Origin of the sequence: Microbacterium sp. KUDC0406 (genome assembly GCF_021582875.1) — a bacterium.
In the GTDB taxonomy this organism is placed as follows: Bacteria; Actinomycetota; Actinomycetes; order Actinomycetales; family Microbacteriaceae; genus Microbacterium.
Genome location: NZ_CP091138.1, coordinates 2,267,167 through 2,283,210, shown reverse-complemented (window position 1 = coordinate 2,283,210; position 16,044 = coordinate 2,267,167). Strand labels below are relative to the sequence as shown.

Sequence of the window (16,044 nt, the reverse complement as noted above, 5' to 3'; positions counted from 1 at the left end):
ACCCGCGCAATCAGCCCGCGCGAACCGCACATCTCCGAGCGAAGTGCACATGCTGGAATGCTGAGGCGAGTGCCGAGGCTCGTCGCAGCGCGTAGCCTTGAGGGGTGACTGCGTACGTCTCGGCCTTCGACCTGTTCTCCATCGGAGTGGGACCCTCGAGCTCCCATACCGTCGGACCCATGCGGGCCGGCCTCGACTTCGCCGCACGCCTGCGCGCGGACGACGTGCTGCCCGCCGTCACCCGGGTCACCTGCTCGCTGTACGGCTCCCTGGGCGCGACCGGCCTCGGGCACGGAACACCGGATGCCGTGGTCGCCGGGCTTCAGGGCCTGGCGCCCGAGACCTGTGATCCCGATGACGTGCGGGCCGCCTGGACGGAATGGCCCGAGGGCGCCACGCTCGCCCTGGACGGAACCCACGACATCGCGTTCGTCAAGGACGACGTCACCTTCGAGCCGCGCACGCGACTGCCGGGACACCCGAACGCGATGACGCTGCGTGCTCACGGCCAGGGCGACGAGGTGCTCACCGAGCAGACGTACTACTCCGTCGGCGGCGGGTTCATCCGCCGCGACGGCGAGGACGCGAGGATCGCCGCAGCGCCGCATCCGTTCCCGTACGGCGACGCCGCCGGCCTGCTCGCGCTCTGCGACGAGCACGGCCTGACGATCGCCGAGATCGCGCGCCGCAACGAGGAGGCGGTGCGCAGCGAGGACGAGGTCGCCGCGGGCCTCGACGCCATCTGGGACGCCATGCACTCCTGCGTCGACGCGGGCCTGCACACCGCCGGCACACTGCCCGGCATCCTCAAGGTCAAGCGCCGGGCATCCGACATCCGCGAGCAGCTCGAGGCGGCCGAGGCCGATGGGCACGCACAGATTCCGGGCGAGTGGCTCGGCGCGTTCGCGCTCGCCGTGAACGAGGAGAACGCCGCGGGCGGCCGGGTCGTGACCGCGCCGACCAACGGCGCCGCCGGCATCCTGCCCGCCGTCGCGATGTACTGGTGGCGCTTCCTGGCCGACTCCGGTCTCGGCGCGGGCAACGCCGTGACCCCCTACGGGGAGCTGGTCGGCAGCGCGCTGCTCGGGTTCGGTGCGGAAGCCTCGCCGGTTGCGGTCGGCGCCGGGCCCGTGAGCTCGTCGAAGGGCGACGACCCCGACGAGGTCGCCGAGGCCAACCGCCGCCGCGGCATCCGTCGGTTCCTGCTCACCGCGACCGCACTCGGCTCGCTGTTCAAGGCGAATGCGTCGATCTCGGGCGCTGAGGGCGGCTGCCAGGCCGAGGTCGGCTCCGCCTGCGCGATGGCCGCCGGCGGGCTGACCGCCGTGATGGGCGGCACTGTCCGCCAGATCGAGAACGCCGCCGAGATCGCCATGGAGCACCACCTCGGCCTCACCTGCGATCCGATCGGCGGACTCGTGCAGATCCCGTGCATCGAGCGCAACGCGATCGCGGCATCCACCGCCGTCACGGCCGCCCGGCTCGCACTGCGAGGTGACGGGCACCACTACGTGTCGCTCGACGCGGTGGTCGAGACCATGCGCCAGACCGGCCTCGACATGTCGACCAAGTACAAGGAGACCAGCGAGGGCGGCCTCGCGGTGAACGTCATCGAGTGCTGACCTGAGCCGTGCTCGCGGCGGGTCGATTGTGCGCGCGCCGCAGGCGGCGCACGATCATGACATGACGACGGATGCTGCAGCGGTGACGGTCCGAGGGCTGACGGTGCAGCGCGGGCGTCGCACGGTGTTCGACGCCCTCGACGTGGAGGTCCCGAGAGGGCGGATCACCGGCCTGCTGGGACCGTCGGGATGCGGCAAGACCACCCTGATGCGCTCGATCGTCGGCGTGCAGAAGATCAAGGGCGGCACGGTGACCGTGCTCGGCGAACCCGCCGGCTCTCGCGAACTGCGCGACCGCGTGACCTACAGCACGCAGGGCGGAGCCGTGTACGACGATCTGACCGTGCGGCAGAACCTGCAGTACTTCGCATCCGTGCTGGGCGCGCCCCGCACCGACGTCGACCGGGTGATCGACGAGGTCGGGCTGCGAGACCACAGCAGGCAGGAGGTCGCGGCGCTCAGCGGCGGGCAGGCCGGCCGGGTGTCGCTGGGCGCAGCGCTGCTCGGAAGACCGGAGCTGATCGTGCTCGACGAGCCGACGGTCGGCCTCGACCCGGTGCTGCGCAGCGAGCTGTGGGAGATGTTCCGGCGGATCGCCGACGGCGGCACAACTCTGATCGTCTCCAGCCATGTGATGGACGAGGCACGGCGCTGCGACCGGCTGCTGCTCATGCGGGACGGCCGGATGATCGCCGACACCACCCCCGCCGCGCTGCTGGAGGACACCGGTGAGGCGGATGCCGAGGACGCGTTCCTCGCGCTCATCGCCCGCGATGAGGCGGCGAATCCGCCGACCCGCCGTTCCCAGCGGGGAGCGGGATCGTGAACCCGCGACGGATGCTGGCGACCGCGGGGCGGGTGCTGGGCCAGCTGCGGCACGACCCGCGCTCGATCGCGCTGATGCTGGTCGCCCCGAGCCTTCTCGTCGGACTCTTCGCCTGGCTCTTCACCGATCAGGACGGCGTGTTCGACCAGTTCGGCGGGGCGATCCTGGGCCTGTTCCCGTTCATCGTGATGTTCCTCATCACCTCGATCACGACGCTGCGCGAGCGCAGGTCGGGAACGCTCGAGCGGCTCATGACGACGCCGCTGGGCAAGGCGGACTTCATCCTCGGCTACGCGCTGGCGTTCGGACTGATGGCCGTGCTGCAGGCGGTCGTCACGGTCGCGTTCGCGGTGTACGTGTGCGGGCTGACGGTGGACGGACCGCTGTGGCAGCTGGGCCTGGTGGCAGTGGTGGATGCGGTGCTCGGCACGGCCCTGGGGCTGCTGGCCAGCGCCTTCGCCCAGACCGAGTTCCAGGCGGTGCAGTTCATGCCCGTGCTGGTGTTCCCGCAGATCATCCTCGGCGGGCTGTTCATGCCCCGCGACCAGATGCCCGACGTGCTCTACGCGATCTCGGACTGGCTGCCGCTGAGCCACGCGATCGACGCGATCAATGCCGTCACCGGCGGTGACCAGGGCTGGGACGTGTGGCAGCCGGTGCTCATCGTCGTCGCGTTCGCCGCGGCGTTCCTGGTGCTGGCGCCGCTCACTCTGCGGCGGCGGACGCCGTGACCTGACCGCCGCCTCCGGCCGTGGCGGCCGCGCCGCGGATGATCACCTGCAGGCAGTCGCGGAACAGGTCGTCAGGGGTGCGGGCATCCTGGAAGTAGTCGGTGATCCCGGCGACGACCAGCGGATGCGATTCCGTGAAGGCCTCGAGATCGAAGTCCTGCGCGGACTCGGCCTCGGAACCGCCGGTCTGCTCGGCCAGGACGTGGCCGATGGTGAAGTGCTCGACGGTCAGCACGATGAGCCGTGCCTCGCGCAGCGGGATGCCGTGACCGACCAGGCTTCCGATGGCGATCTCCGAGATGTCGGCCATGCGCACCGACAGCTGCGAGGCCGAGATGAGCCGCGCACCGTCCCGGTGCGCGAGCAGCGCGTGCCGCAGCCGGACGGCCAGGGCGAGGAGCCAGTCGTGCCAGTCCTCTCCGGGCCCGGCCGGGATCAACGCAGGGAACTCCGCATCGAGGATGGCGTCGGCGACGGCGGTGAGCAGAGCCGCCTTGCTGGGCACGTGCCAGTAGAGCGTGGGCTGGCGGATGCCGAGTCCGGTGGCGAGCCTGCGGAGGGTCAGGCCGTCCAGTCCGGCCTCGTCGAGCAGGTCGACGGCTGCTGTCACGATCTGCTGCCTGTCCAGGGCCACGGGTGCACCTCCGCCCCGAATCTATCAGTGATCGACACGGCTCTCTATCGGTGATAGACGCTACGCTCTATCAGTGATAGATTCAGCTCTATCACCGATAGAGAACGGGGAAGGAAGACCACATGAACACCGAGAACCGGCTCATCGATGCTCTGCACGAAGGGACACATCGGATCCCCGGCGTGCCCGCGCACGCCGAGCGATCGAGCGGGCATCAGGGGGCCGCGCGCCGTGCTCAGTCCCGCCGGCGACATGCCGCTGCCCACCGCCACACGGCGCACCGCCCGCCGCGCGTGCTCGTCGCCTGGCAGCAGCGGATCGCGGCGCTCTTCGGGCAGGGGCGGCGATGAAGGCCGCGGTCGTGCACGGCGCCGGCGGCGTTCCCCGCTACGAGGACTTCCCCGACCCGGTGCCGCAGGAGGGCGAGGTGCTCGTCCGCCCGATCGCGGTCGCGGTGGAGAACGTCGACAGGGCGATCGTCGCAGGCGAGCACTATTCGGCGCAGGGCGGCTCCGTGGAGTTCCCCATGATCCCCGCGTTCGACGGCATCGGCGAGCTGGCGGACGGGACCCTCGTGTCCTTCGGCAATCCTCGATCGCCGTACGGTGCCCTCGCCGAACTGTGCGCGGTCGATGAACGCGCGGTTCGTCCCGCGCCCGAGGGGATCGACCCCGCTGTGCTGTCGGTCATGAGCTCGGCCGTGGCGGGCATGAGCATCAAGCTGGGAGGCGGACTCGAAGCAGGCCGGACCGTGCTGGTGCAGGGCGGAACGGGGTGGCGGGCCGGCTGACCGTCCAGATCGCGCGGCTGCTCGGCGCCGGACGGGTCGTGGCCACCGGCCGTGACGACGCGCAGCTCCGCGAGCTGGAGGAACTCGGCGCCGATGGGGTGATCAACACGTCTCTGCCTGATGACGACCTGCTGCGGGCGTACCGGGATACCGCACCGGACGGCTACGACGTGATCGCGGACTACCTGTGGGGCAGGCCGACCGACGTGCTGCTGCGGGCACTCGTCCCGGACAGCTTCGCCTTCGGGAAGCGGGCCAGGCTGATCCAGATCGGCGAACTCGCCGGTGCCGACGTCGTTCTGCCGGCGGCGAGTCTGCGCACGTCGGGCCTGGAGATCGTCGGCGCCGCGAGCGGGCTCACAGCCGAGACCATCGCCGAGGCGTTCGATCAGGTCGTCGCCTGGACGCGCAGCGGTGACCTGTCGTTCCCCGTGGAGACGGTGCGGCTGCGTGACATCGAGGAGGCCTGGCAGCGCACGGATCTGCGCGGCAGGCGCCTCGTCGTGACGCCCTGACCCGAGGGGCCCGGCGCCCGGAGCCGGCCGAGACTCAGCCGCGCGCCGCGCGGTTCTTCGTATGGCGGGTGGGCGCGGCGGCCCACGGGTCCTCCGGCCACGGATGCTTCGGATACCGGCCGCGCATCTCGGCGCGCACCTGCGCGTAGGGGCCCGACCAGAACGACGCGAGGTCGTCGGTGACGGCGAGCGGACGCCCGGCAGGGGAGAGCAGGTGGAAGAGCACCGGCTCCCGCCCGCCTGCCAGGTGCGGCGTCTCGGCCCACCCGAAGCACTCCTGCAGCTTCACGGCGACCACCGGGCGGGCGGTCTCGTCATCGATCGGCGGATAGGCGATGCGGATGCGCGATCCGCTGGGAACCTCGAGCCGTTCCGGCGCGAGGGCATCGAACTCGGCGGCGGCCGGCCACGGCAGCAGCCGGCGCAGCGCCGATGCCAGGTCGAGCCGCGCGGCGGGGGTCCCGGTGGCGAGCGCGTCGACCTCTGGGCCGAGCCAGCCGTCGAGGGCGTCGGTCAGCGCGGCATCCGACACCCCCGGCCACGGGGCACCCAGCGAGCGGTGCAGCAGCGCGAGCCGGCGGCGCAGCTGGTCCGCGGCATCCGACCAGGTGAACATGCCCAGGCCCTCCCGGCGCAGGGCGCGCTGCACGGCCGCGCGTGCTTCTTCGGCCGTCGCACGCACCGGAACCGACGCGCGCACGATCGCGCCGACCCGGCGCTCACGGCGAGCGGCCACGCGGCCGTTCACGAACTCCACCTCGACGCGGTCGGTGATCAGGTGGTCGGCGGCCCGCTCGACCTGCGTCTCGGTGATCGCCGCGGCGGCGCGGATCAGCGCCCCGAGCCTGCGGCGGCTCGCCCCGATGCACGGGCGACGTCGGCGACCGCGAGCCACTCGGCGTCGGCGAGCGCTCCGCGCACGCCTGCGCGGGTGCCGGATGCCAGCAGGAACGTCGCGCCCTCGGACGTGCGCTCCACCCGCCGTGCGATCCGGTTCGGGAACGCGAGCGCGATCACGAGCCCCGCGTCGTCGCCGCCGCCGGCGCTCCATGCTCCGGTCTCACCGGTTGCGGGTATTTCTGCGCCGGACCCGCGACCGTTGAGACCCGAACTCCGAAGGGTCTGTGCCTCTGATGCTCCGGTCTCACTCGTTGTGGGTGTTTCTGCGCCGGACCCGCGACCGTTGCTGCCGGATGCGGGGAGGACGGCACGAAACGCCGCAGGCGCTCGGTCTCCAGCGCCCAGCGTCGGGCATCCGGACCGCGCCCGTTGCGCAGCGCGACGATCGCTGCCGCCACGTCGGCGTCGGGCGCGCGGAGGTCGCCGCCGAGCAGCGCGACCACCTCGGACGCCAGCCTGGCGCCGACCAGTTCCGTGCCCTCGAGCAGCGCACGCGCGAGCCGAGGGTCGACGGGGATGCGGGCGAGCGCCCTGCCCTCGGCCGTCGCGCGACCGTCGGCGCCGATGGCGCCGAGGTCGTGCAGCACGGCCTGGGCCTCGGCCAGTGCGTCGGCGGGCAGTGGATCGATCAGCCTCAGCCCGGTGCCGCCCGGTGCGCCCCAGCAGGTGAGCAGCAGCGCGGCATCCGCGAGGTCGGCGGTGGCGATCTCGGGCGCCGGCCGCGCCGGCGCCGCGGCATAGGTGCGCTCATCGACGCACCGGATGACGGTGCCCGCGCCCTGCCGGGTGGCGCGTCCGGCCCGCTGGACGCAGGAGGAACGCGCAGCGCCGGCGGTGACCAGACCGCTCATCCCGCGGGCCGTATCGCGCTGCGGATACCGTGACAGGCAGCTGTCCACGACCAGGCGCACACCCGGCACGGTGAGCGACGACTCGGCCAGTGAGGTGGTGACGATGATGCGCGGCTCGGCCCCGGCCGCACGCCCGCGGATCACGGCGTCCTGCTCGGCGGCGGGGATCTGCCCGTGCAGTTCGCGCACGTCGAACCCGCGGGCCTCGTCGCGCAGGCTCCGGGCGATCCGGGCGACCTCCCATGCGCCGGGCGCGAAGACCAGCACGTCGGCGGCCGGGTCGTCGCGGACCAGGTCGCGCGCACCGGATGCCGACGGTGCGGGCGACATGGTCGAGGAAGCCGCGGGTGACTCCGCGCTCGTCCAGTCGCGGCACCGGGCTCGGTGCCCAGCGCTCGGTGAGCGGATGCGCCGCGACGGGGTGCTCCACGACCGGCGCGGGGTCGTCCTCCGGGCCGATCACCTCGGTGATCCGAGCGGCGTCGAGTGTGGCCGACATGGCGATGAGCACGAGGTCGTCGCGCAGCTCCCGCACCTCGCCGAGCAGACCGATCAGCAGGTCGGTCTCGAGCGCGCGCTCGTGCACCTCGTCGATGACGACCGCGTCCACGCCGTCGAGGCCCGGGTCGTCCAGCATCCGTCGCAGCAGAACGCCGGCCGTGACGAACTCGATGCGCAGGTCGCGGCTCACGGAGCGCTCGCCGCGGACCGTGAACCCGACCCGGGTGCCGAGCGGCGTGCCGTCGAGCTGTGCGAGCCGTCGCGCGGCGGCGCGGGCAGCGACGCGGCGCGGCTGCGTGACGATCACGCGTCCGGTCGTGCGGGACGCGAGCAGGGGAGGGACGAGCGTCGTCTTGCCGGTACCCGGCGGCGCGCTGACGACGACGGCCGTGCTCGCGTCGAGCGCGGCGCTCAGGTCTCCGAGCGCGCCCGCGAAGGAGAGCCCGTCGCCGATCCGCGCCAGGTCGAAAGTCACCCGTCCAGTCTCACCTGCGACTGCCGTGTGCCCAACTTCGGATCTCGTGCCGGACACGCCGCGTGTGTGTCGCATCCGGCCGGCGCGTCGTGCGCCGGATCCGAAGTCGGGTACGCGGGCCGCCCGGACGCACCGAGGGCGCGGATGCCGCAGCATCCGCGCCCTCGGTGCGAATCGATCAGTCCTCGGTGGCGGTCTCGGTCTCGACGACAGTCGTTCGGCGCGCGGGTGCCTCGGGAGCCGCGTCCTCAGACGCCTGCGCGACGCCGGCGCCGAAGCCGCGGCCGACGGCCTGGCCCTGGATGATGGCGGCCAGGTCGAGGCCGGTGGCGGCGTTGACGCTGTCGAACACGGCGCGCATGGCCTTGGCGTTGTCGCCGCCGACGACGCTGGAGGCGCCGTCCTCGCCCGAGCCGCCGATGATCGACACGTTGCCGATCGTGGCGTAGCCCTTGGCGAACTCGCCCATGATCGAGGGGAGCACCTCGAGCACGCGCTGCGACAGGAACGCCTCCTGGTTCGATGCGATGGCCTTCGCCTCTGCCTCGACGGCGGCCGCGCGGGCCTCGCCCTCGGCGCGGATCGCGGCGGCCTCGGCCTCGGCACGCACACGGCGGGCGGATGCCTCGGCGTCGGACTGGGCGCGCAGCGCGTTGGCCTCACCGGCCGCCTTCGCCTCTGCGGCCGCCGCCTCACCGGCGGCGCGGGCCTTGTCTGCCTGCGCCTGCTGCTCGGCGATGCGGGTGCGGGCCTCGGCCTGCTTGACCTGCTCGATCGCGGCGGCCTCGGCGGCCTTCTCACGCGTGAACAGGTCGGCCTGAGCCTTGGTCTCGGACTCGTAGCGCTGAGCGTCGGCGACGCGCTTGACGTCGGCATCCAGCTGCGCCTGCCGGTTCTCGGCCTGCTGCTGCAGCACGGCCTGCTCGGCCTGCGCGCGTGCGAGGTGCTCGGCCTGCTCGGCCTCGGCGCGGGCACGGCCGATGCCGGCGTTGGCGTTGGCGGTGTTGGTGTCGAGTGCGGTCTGCTCGATCAGGTTCGCCTCGTTGTTGGCGATGTTCTTCTGGTTGATCGCACGGTCGGCGTTGGTCTGCGAGATCTCGGCGGCCTGGCGCTTCGCCTGGATCTCCGGTGCACCGAGCGAGCGGATGTATCCGACGCCGTCGGTGATGCCCTTGATCTGGAACGAGTCCAGGATGAGGCCCTGGTCGGCGAGCTCGCTCGAGACGTCTGCGGCGATCTGATCCGAGAACTTCTTGCGCTCCCGCATGAGCTCGACCACCGAGAGCGTGGCGACGATGCCGCGCAGGGCGCCCTCCAGCTGCTCGGTGGTGAACTGCTCGATGGCCTTGTCCTGCGAGGCGAAGCGCTCCGCAGCGCGCCGCACGTACAGCGGGTCGGAGCCGATCTTCACGATCGCGACGCCGTCGACGTTCAGGGTGACGCTGTCGAGCGACTGCGCCTCGGCGTTCAGCGAGACCTGGCGCGAGCGCAGCGAGATGATCTCGTGGCGCTGGGTGATCGGGTTGACGACGGCCTTGCCGTTCACGATCACCGTGACCGGCGACTCGGCGAGCTCGGAGCTCGTGCTGCCGTCGCTGTTCACGACGGCGCGCTGCACCTTCTGCTTGCGCCCCGAGATCACGAGCGCCTCATCGGCGCGGGCGACCTTGATCCAGCTGCGGGCGAACAGGGCGACGATGCCGACCAGTACGACGACGAATGCGAGTGCGATTCCGACGGTTATCAGGATTCCGACGAGCGCGGCGATCTCCAAGGGGCCCTCCAGCCTGAACTCCCCAGTGGAGTTCCCACGCAACCACCCTGCCAGAGATCGGATGCCGGGGTGAATGGCCTGTGGATCAGAGTCCGCGGAGCTTCTCCGTCAGGGCGAGCAGCGTCGCCAGCTCGTCGGCATCCAGCTTCGACATCTTCTCGGCGATCGACCGGCCGTGCGACGTCGCCAGCACGCGGAACGTGCGTGCGCCGTCCTCGGTCGCGGTGAGCAGCGAGCCGCGGCCGTCCTCGGGGTCGGCGGCCTTCGTGATGAGGCCGCGGCTGACCATCCGGTCGACGAGGCGCGAGACGCTGGGCTGACTGATGAGCATGTTCGCGGTGACGTCGCGGAGCCTGGCGGTCATGTCGCAGGAGCGCACGACCGTGAGCAGCACGTCGTACTCGGCCTGGGTGATGTCGGCGCCGTCGAAGTCGGTGATCATCTCGGCGAACAGCTCGTGCTGGGCGCGGAAGAGGCTCTCCCACGCCTGCAGGGCGAGCTGGCGATCGGTCATCCTCACAGATTAGCGCGGACATGATTGAGGGCCGGTCGGAGAGGCTCCCGACCGGCCCTTGTCCCTTGCACCAAGAGGTCCTGCAATCACATTGCGGTGGATGCCACAGCAAACATTCACCGTGCGATCACTCTATAACGGCGAGGTAACGAAAGCAACGGTTTGGTCACGAAATCATTCGACGTGCTCACTGTCTGCCGCTCATCCAGCGCTCTTCCGGCATGCCGGGGCCCGGTGATGCCGTGACGGCATCCGGTCGGGCGCCGCACCTGTCGCAGGTGAGCCCGCTGTGCACCGCGCCTTCACAGGCGCCGTGCCGGTAGATGATCGGCGGGCCGTCGGGTGCGGCCCAGCGATCGCCCCAGTCAGTGAGCGCCACGAGCACCCCGCTGAGATCCCGGCCCTTCTCGGTGAGCAGGTACTCCGCGCTGCTCGCGGTGTGGGACCTCTCCATCACGCCGGCGGCGACGAGGCCGTCGAGTCGCGCGGTGAGGACGTTGGTCGCGATTCCGAGTCGCCGTTGGAAGTCGCCGAATCGCGTGACATCCGCGAAGAGGGCGTTGCGGATGATCAGGAGGGTCCAGCGCTCTCCGATCACCTCCAGCGACCGAGCGATGGAGCACACCTCGCTGTCATACGTCCTGCCCAACATGAGGTCGATTCTACCCAGATGCTTGCATCACGAAAGGAGTCATGCGACAGTATCAGTCGCTTGTGTGATGCAAGTGAAGCGAATGTCCACGAAAGGATCGACGAACCATGACGGGTACCGACTACACCTTCTCCTTCGATGTGCCGCAGTCGCCGGAAGACGTGTACGACGCGGTCATCGACGTGCGCGGCTGGTGGTCGCAGCGCATCTCGGGCGACACGGACAGACAGGGCGAGTTCATCTACGAGGTGCCCGGGATCCACCGCACGCGCGCCCGGATCACCGAGCTGACGCCGCACCGGCGAGTCGTCTGGCACGTCGTCGCGAACTGGTTCGCCTCCTCGCCGGAGGTCGACGAGTGGGCGGGCAGCGACATCGTCTTCGACATCGAGCCGACTGCGGGCGGATCACGACTGACATTCACCCACGTCGGCCTCACCCCGGAGCTGGACTGCTACGAGGGCTGCTCGGTCGGGTGGTCGCGTCACGCGCTCGGGAGCTTGCGCACGCTCATCACCACGGGGACCGGAGCGCCGATCACTCCGGCCGAAGAGGTCGCGCTCCAGAGCGCGTAGGTGCAGCGATGGCAACGTTCGTTCTCGTCCCCGGGGCGTGGCACGGCTCCTGGGCGTTCGAGGCCGTGACGCCGCTGCTGGCGGCCGCCGGCCACACGGTGCACGCCCTGACGCTGACAGGTCTGTCGCCCGATCATGACGACGAGACGGCGGCGCGCGCGAACCTCGACACGCACGCGACTGACGTCGTCCGGGTTCTGGAGGCGGCTGACATCACCGAGGCGACGCTCGTCGGACACAGCTACGGCGGGATGGTGATCACGGCGGCCGCCGATCGCGCGGCCCAGCGGGTCTCCCGCCTTGTCCACCTCGACGCGTACGTCCCTCGCGACGGCGACTCCTGCTGGTCCCTGACGACGGATGCCTACCGACAGTCCTTCATCGACGGCGCGGCCGAGACGGGCCACACCGTCCGTCCGCCGTTCCGGCCCCGGGCGGCGGCGAGCCTCGCCGCCGCCCGGGGCCGGAACGGCCCCCGGGCGGCGGCGAGCCTCGCCGCCGCCCGCATCCGCTGGGCTCTCTCCTGCAGCGGATCCGGCTGACCGGAGGGCTCGAGAGCATTGCGCGGCGCGACTTCATCTACTGCTCCGGCTGGGAGGACGGCACCCCCTTCGCCGGCCTGCGGGCCCGGCTCGGTGCCGACCCGGGGTGGCGGGTGCGCGACATCCCGACCGGGCACAACGCGATGCGCGAGGACCCGGAGGCTGTTGCCGAAATGCTGATCGACGACGGCAGGTGAGTACAGGAATGACCTTCACAGGCATCGCGGTGTTCTGCCTCGCGGCCTTCGGCCTGGCGCTGATGCCGGGACCGAATGTCGTGTTCCTCGTCACGACAGCTCTCACCCGGGGCCCGCGGAGAGCGTGGCGCTCCGCGCTCGGGGTGGAGACGGCGACGCTCCTGTTCGCCATTGCGACCGCCGCGGGTCTCGGTGTGGTCATCACGACGAGCGCCGTCCTGTTCCAGCTGCTGAAATGGCTCGGCGTCGGATACTTGATCTGGCTGGGGATCCAGAGTCTTCGCCATCGCCCGAGTCTCGAGGCCGGTGTCGGCACGGGGCGGGAGTCCTGGGGCAGGGCCTATGCGCGGGGCTTCCTTCTCGGCGCCGCGAATCCGAAGGTGATCCTGTTCTTCCTGGCGTTCCTCCCGCAGTTCGTCGACCCTGATCACCCCGTGTGGATCCAGCTGCTCGCTCTCGGGGTCGTCTTCACGGTCATCGGTCTGCTCTGCGACCTGTTCTACTGTCTTGCAGCCGGCGGCGTCAGCCGCCTCGCCGGCTCTCGGCTGTCGCAGCGACGTGTGCTCAGGAGAGCGCCGGCGCTGGCGTATTTCGGGCTGGCGGCCTGGGCGGCAACCACTCAGCAGCGCGCTGCGTGACCGCGGACTGCGCATTCATGCGTCGCGGTGGGCGTCGGCACGGACTGTGATGTCAAGGGGCGTTGTGGTGGCGACACGGCCGGACGGCCCAGGAGCCCCGGCCTATCATGGCCCAGTGCACGGTATTCGTTCCGCTCCGTGGCTTCACCCTGATATCGAGGTCCGGTCTTCGGCGATCGCAGGTCAAGGATTGTTTGCTCTGGCGCCTATCGAGCCGGGGGTGACGGTGGCATCCTTCGGTGGTCGGCTGGTCAGCGACGATCAACTCCTTGCCCTGTTCGAGAGTTCGGAGTACGTGGACTCGCTGTCATTGGACAAGGATCTGAATCTTGTGATGCCTGGGCGCTCCCCGAACGGGTACGGGAATCACAGCTGCGACCCGAATCTGTGGTGGGAGGATCCTGCTTTGCTGATCGCTCGGCGGCGGATCATGCGCGACGAGGAGGTCACCGTCGACTATGCGACGTTCACGGACGATCCCGAATATGCGATGGAGTGCACCTGCCAGAGTTCTGTCTGTCGCGAGACTGTCACAGGTCGAGACTGGGAGCGGGCGGAACTCCGACTGCGATACCGAGCCCACTGGTCGCCAGCAATTCGGCGGCATTTTTCCTCAGCCGAGCGTAGGACGTAGCTTCGCGCGGGCCTGACCGCACCGCGTCATGCCGTTACTGACAGGTTTCATGAGACAAGTGCTGCAGACGTCGGGCATGGGATCCGACGGAATCACGCCGGAGACGTCTCTGACTCCCGCCGAGTTCCGTGAGAAGGGACACCGAGTCGGCTCCTCGGTGTCGAAACGACCCAGGTGATTCGTGGTCTTGGTGACCGGGTGAAACGCGTCCGGACAGAGATCGGGAAGGACATGTCGCATGCACATGGATCCGATGGGAGCGATCCTCATCCACCGCCTCGAGACGGAGCGTGCCGCGACCCGAGCCGAACGACGCCGGGTGATCGCCGAGCGCAGAGCAGAACGGCGTATTGCACATGAAAGGGCGCAACGCGCGCCCGCCGAGACCCACCTCATCCGTCGACGCAGTCAACTCGCAACACCGAATGGAGAACGCTCATGAGCAGCAGGTACCTCGTCATCCACATGTCCGACCCGACCGGCACTGAACTGCCGCAGGACGAGGATCAGGCCATCCTCGAGCGCTGGGCCGCCGAGGGGAACACCGCCGGCCGCCTCGAAATGGGTGCACCTGTCGCGGGCGCAGAACAGGCGAAGTCCGTCGCCGTGCGCGACGGCCGGACGCTCATCGTCGACGGCCCGTTCCCGGAGTTCAAGGAGTGGTTCGCGGGTTACGACCTCATCACCGCCGACTCGATCGACGAGGCCGCAGAGTTCATGGCAAAGCATCCGGTCGCCATCCTCGGCCGCATCTACATCCTGCCGCTGGTCAAGCTCCCGTGGGAACGGGGCTGATCCGCGGCACCGCTCACGGCGGAATCGCTGGACAGCGCGCGGTCGATCGTGGTCGCATCGTGCCATGGAGATTCTGATCCTCGGCGGCACCGCCTTCCTCGGACGTGCGATCGCGAACGAGGCGGTCGCCCGCGGACATGACGTCACCTGCCTCGCGCGCGGCACCGCTCCCGCGCCCGAGCGCGCCGCCTTCGTCGCCGCCGACCGCGATGAGGAGGACGGCCTCGCCGCCGTGAGCGGCCGCGAATGGGTTGCCGTCATCGATGTGTCGCGTCAGCCCGGACAGGTCCGCCGTGCCGTTCGCGACCTCGACACCCGGCACTGGGTCTTCGTGTCCACCGGGAACGTGTACGCCGCGTTCGACCGGCCGGAGCAGTCCGAGGACGCCGCGCTCCTGGACCCTCTCGACGGCGACGTGATGGAATCGATGGAGGCCTACGGACCCGCGAAGGTCACCTGCGAACAGCTGGTCTCGGAGGCGCCGTCGTCGGCGACCATCGTCCGCCCCGGTCTCATCGGCGGGCCGGGCGACGCCTCGGGCCGCACCGGCTACTGGCCGTGGCGGTTCGCGGCGCCGACCGGCGATGACGTCATCGCGCCGGACGACCTCGACTTCCCCGTCGCGCTGATCGACGTCCGCGATCTGGCGAAATGGCTGGTCACGGCCGCCGAGCAGCGGATCGACGGGGTGTTCAACGCCACGGGTCCGGCGACCACGCTCGGAGAGGTGCTCGAGACGTCGAAGCAGGTCGCGCACAGCACTGCGGCGCTGCGTCTTGTGCCGCTGGATCGGATTGCGCAGCTCGGCATCGGGCAGTGGATGGGCCCGAAGTCGATGCCGCTGTGGATCGCGGATCCGGAATGGCGCTGGTTCGGGACGATGGACACCGGCCGCGCTCGCGCCGCCGGACTCGTGACGCGCCCGCTCGCCGACACCCTCGCCGACACCCTCGACTACGAGCGCACTCGGGATGTGGCGAGGCAGGCGGGGCTCACCGACGACGAGGAACGCGAGGTGCGCAGCGCGCTCGACGCCGAGCGGTGAGGCGGTCACGCCCCGTGTGACTGGACGAGTTGCCTCATGTGCGCGTGCGCCTCGGCCATCTCCGGATCGTTCACGCGCGGATCATCGGATGCCCCGCCAGACGCCATGTCGTCGAGGTAGCGGCGGTCGGCGTCCAGCCGGGCGAGGGCATCGGTGCCCGCATGTCCGTGCCCGGGCACCACGACCGCGGCCTCCCGGGCATACGGCTCGAGAAGGTCGAGCGCCGCCGCATAGGACGGCAGATCGTCCGGGTAGAAGGGGAGGGGCAGCTCGACGTCGCTGAGCATGTCGCCGGCGATCAGCACGCGCTGCGTCGGCAGCCAGAGGGCGGTGTGCCCGGGGCGTGCCCGTCGTGCACGATCAGCTCGACCTCGAATCCCGCAGGCACAGACACGGCCGGGATCGCCTCCGCGGCCCGCACCCGTCCCATGAGCTCCACGAGGTGGGCGGGAAAGTCCGCGCCGAGGAAGCTCACGAGCGCCTCCCGTTCGGATGCCGCGAGAGCGGCGGTCCGGGCGGAGGCCCAGCGCGGAGCCGCGCCGAAGTCGGGATGCCACAGCAGGTGGTCCTGATGCGCGTGGGTGGCGAAGCCGCCGATCACACGCAGCCCGCGTCGCCGGATCTCAGACGCGAGGGCATCGAGCTCGTCCGGCATCCACGCGGGATCGACGAGCAGCACATCGGATCCGCCGACCAGCAGGGTCGAGTTCGTCGACATCTTGCGGCTGGTCGCGATGAGCACTCCGGGGGCCACTTCGCGCAGATCGGTCATCCGACCATCCTGTCAGCCGACCTTGCCGGCGCGGCGATGTTCCAGTTCTCAGTGAACTGCA

21 protein-coding genes and 1 pseudogene are annotated in these 16,044 nt (G+C 70.5%); 12 read left to right on the top strand and 10 right to left on the bottom strand.

Annotation, left to right across the window (positions count from 1 at the left end):
- The first annotated feature begins 104 nt into the window (after window positions 1–104).
- The 3 genes from L2X99_RS11430 to L2X99_RS11420 all read left to right on the top strand — a co-directional run bounded on the left by L2X99_RS11430 (window position 105) and on the right by L2X99_RS11420 (window position 3,179).
- On the top strand, window positions 105–1,622 hold the full coding sequence (locus tag L2X99_RS11430; RefSeq protein ID WP_236126624.1) for an L-serine ammonia-lyase, iron-sulfur-dependent, subunit alpha: 1,518 nt from the start codon (window positions 105–107) through the stop codon (window positions 1,620–1,622).
- A gap of 61 nt (window positions 1,623–1,683) precedes the next feature.
- Complete coding sequence (locus tag L2X99_RS11425) at window positions 1,684–2,448, top strand: ABC transporter ATP-binding protein (RefSeq protein WP_236126625.1); 765 nt, start codon at window positions 1,684–1,686, stop codon at window positions 2,446–2,448.
- Window positions 2,445–3,179: an ABC transporter permease gene (locus tag L2X99_RS11420; protein WP_236126626.1), complete on the top strand. Its 735-nt coding sequence runs from the start codon at window positions 2,445–2,447 to the stop codon at window positions 3,177–3,179. The genes L2X99_RS11425 and L2X99_RS11420 overlap by 4 nt, the downstream gene beginning before the upstream one ends.
- Here the strand turns inward: L2X99_RS11420 and L2X99_RS11415 are convergent.
- Window positions 3,154–3,813: a TetR/AcrR family transcriptional regulator C-terminal domain-containing protein gene (locus tag L2X99_RS11415; protein WP_236135129.1), complete on the bottom strand. Its 660-nt coding sequence runs from the start codon at window positions 3,811–3,813 to the stop codon at window positions 3,154–3,156. The genes L2X99_RS11420 and L2X99_RS11415 overlap by 26 nt on opposite strands.
- A gap of 122 nt (window positions 3,814–3,935) precedes the next feature.
- On the opposite strand from L2X99_RS11415, the gene L2X99_RS11410 reads away from it, so the two are divergent.
- Genes L2X99_RS11410 through L2X99_RS11400 form a run of 3 tightly spaced genes read left to right on the top strand, consistent with a single transcriptional unit; the run spans window position 3,936 to window position 5,118 of the window.
- Entirely contained in the window at window positions 3,936–4,163 is a 228-nt protein-coding gene (locus tag L2X99_RS11410) for a hypothetical protein (protein WP_236126628.1), read from the top strand.
- On the top strand, window positions 4,160–4,603 hold the full coding sequence (locus L2X99_RS11405) for a hypothetical protein (RefSeq protein ID WP_236126629.1): 444 nt from the start codon (window positions 4,160–4,162) through the stop codon (window positions 4,601–4,603). Before L2X99_RS11410 ends, L2X99_RS11405 begins: the two co-directional genes overlap by 4 nt.
- Window positions 4,588–5,118: a zinc-binding dehydrogenase gene (locus L2X99_RS11400; protein ID WP_236126630.1), complete on the top strand. Its 531-nt coding sequence runs from the start codon at window positions 4,588–4,590 to the stop codon at window positions 5,116–5,118. Before L2X99_RS11405 ends, L2X99_RS11400 begins: the two co-directional genes overlap by 16 nt.
- Window positions 5,119–5,152: 34 nt before the next feature.
- On the opposite strand, the gene L2X99_RS18625 is transcribed toward L2X99_RS11400, so the two are convergent.
- The 7 genes and pseudogenes from L2X99_RS18625 to L2X99_RS11380 all read right to left on the bottom strand — a co-directional run bounded on the left by L2X99_RS18625 (window position 5,153) and on the right by L2X99_RS11380 (window position 10,785).
- On the bottom strand, window positions 5,153–6,013 hold the full coding sequence (locus tag L2X99_RS18625) for an ATP-dependent helicase C-terminal domain-containing protein (RefSeq protein WP_442923441.1): 861 nt from the start codon (window positions 6,011–6,013) through the stop codon (window positions 5,153–5,155).
- Window positions 5,950–6,135: a hypothetical protein gene (locus L2X99_RS18620; protein WP_442923440.1), complete on the bottom strand. Its 186-nt coding sequence runs from the start codon at window positions 6,133–6,135 to the stop codon at window positions 5,950–5,952. Before L2X99_RS18620 ends, L2X99_RS18625 begins: the two co-directional genes overlap by 64 nt.
- Window positions 6,132–7,199, bottom strand: coding sequence for a helicase-related protein (locus L2X99_RS18615; protein WP_442923439.1), 1,068 nt, complete (start codon window positions 7,197–7,199; stop codon window positions 6,132–6,134). Before L2X99_RS18615 ends, L2X99_RS18620 begins: the two co-directional genes overlap by 4 nt.
- A 202-nt stretch (window positions 7,200–7,401) precedes the next feature.
- A pseudogene (locus L2X99_RS18610) lies at window positions 7,402–7,920 on the bottom strand (DEAD/DEAH box helicase); the annotation flags it as partial.
- A 103-nt stretch (window positions 7,921–8,023) separates the two neighbouring features.
- Window positions 8,024–9,619 (bottom strand): SPFH domain-containing protein, encoded by a 1,596-nt coding sequence (locus L2X99_RS11390; RefSeq protein WP_236126631.1) that lies wholly within the window; start codon window positions 9,617–9,619, stop codon window positions 8,024–8,026.
- 85 nt (window positions 9,620–9,704) lie between these two features.
- Window positions 9,705–10,133 carry a MarR family winged helix-turn-helix transcriptional regulator gene (locus tag L2X99_RS11385; RefSeq protein WP_236126632.1) on the bottom strand — a complete coding sequence of 143 codons (429 nt, stop codon included), beginning with the start codon at window positions 10,131–10,133 and terminating at the stop codon, window positions 9,705–9,707.
- A gap of 187 nt (window positions 10,134–10,320) precedes the next feature.
- The gene (locus L2X99_RS11380; RefSeq protein WP_236126633.1) at window positions 10,321–10,785 is read right to left on the bottom strand and encodes a winged helix-turn-helix transcriptional regulator; all 465 of its coding nucleotides are present in this window, start codon (window positions 10,783–10,785) and stop codon (window positions 10,321–10,323) included.
- Between the two features lie 107 nt (window positions 10,786–10,892).
- Here L2X99_RS11380 and L2X99_RS11375 point away from each other — a divergent pair, with 107 nt between their 5' ends.
- The 6 genes from L2X99_RS11375 (at window position 10,893) to L2X99_RS11355 (ending at window position 15,211) form a co-directional block, all read left to right on the top strand.
- Entirely contained in the window at window positions 10,893–11,360 is a 468-nt protein-coding gene (locus tag L2X99_RS11375; RefSeq protein ID WP_236126634.1) for an SRPBCC family protein, read from the top strand.
- An 8-nt stretch (window positions 11,361–11,368) separates the two neighbouring features.
- Window positions 11,369–11,902: an alpha/beta fold hydrolase gene (locus L2X99_RS11370; protein WP_236135128.1), complete on the top strand. Its 534-nt coding sequence runs from the start codon at window positions 11,369–11,371 to the stop codon at window positions 11,900–11,902.
- Between the two features lie 205 nt (window positions 11,903–12,107).
- Window positions 12,108–12,737, top strand: a complete 630-nt coding sequence (locus L2X99_RS11365; protein WP_236126636.1) for a LysE family translocator — start codon at window positions 12,108–12,110, stop codon at window positions 12,735–12,737.
- Window positions 12,738–12,786: 49 nt separating this feature from the next.
- Window positions 12,787–13,371: an SET domain-containing protein gene (locus L2X99_RS18605; protein WP_442923438.1), complete on the top strand. Its 585-nt coding sequence runs from the start codon at window positions 12,787–12,789 to the stop codon at window positions 13,369–13,371.
- Window positions 13,372–13,809: 438 nt separating this feature from the next.
- Entirely contained in the window at window positions 13,810–14,166 is a 357-nt protein-coding gene (locus L2X99_RS11360; RefSeq protein ID WP_236126637.1) for a YciI family protein, read from the top strand.
- Between the two features lie 64 nt (window positions 14,167–14,230).
- Window positions 14,231–15,211 carry an NAD-dependent epimerase/dehydratase family protein gene (locus L2X99_RS11355; RefSeq protein WP_236126638.1) on the top strand — a complete coding sequence of 327 codons (981 nt, stop codon included), beginning with the start codon at window positions 14,231–14,233 and terminating at the stop codon, window positions 15,209–15,211.
- A gap of 5 nt (window positions 15,212–15,216) precedes the next feature.
- Here L2X99_RS11355 and L2X99_RS11350 read toward each other — a convergent pair whose 3' ends face one another.
- Window positions 15,217–15,516, bottom strand: coding sequence for a hypothetical protein (locus L2X99_RS11350; protein ID WP_236126639.1), 300 nt, complete (start codon window positions 15,514–15,516; stop codon window positions 15,217–15,219).
- Window positions 15,510–15,983, bottom strand: a complete 474-nt coding sequence (locus tag L2X99_RS11345) for an MBL fold metallo-hydrolase (RefSeq protein ID WP_236126640.1) — start codon at window positions 15,981–15,983, stop codon at window positions 15,510–15,512. Before L2X99_RS11345 ends, L2X99_RS11350 begins: the two co-directional genes overlap by 7 nt.
- Window positions 15,984–16,044 lie beyond the last annotated feature (61 nt).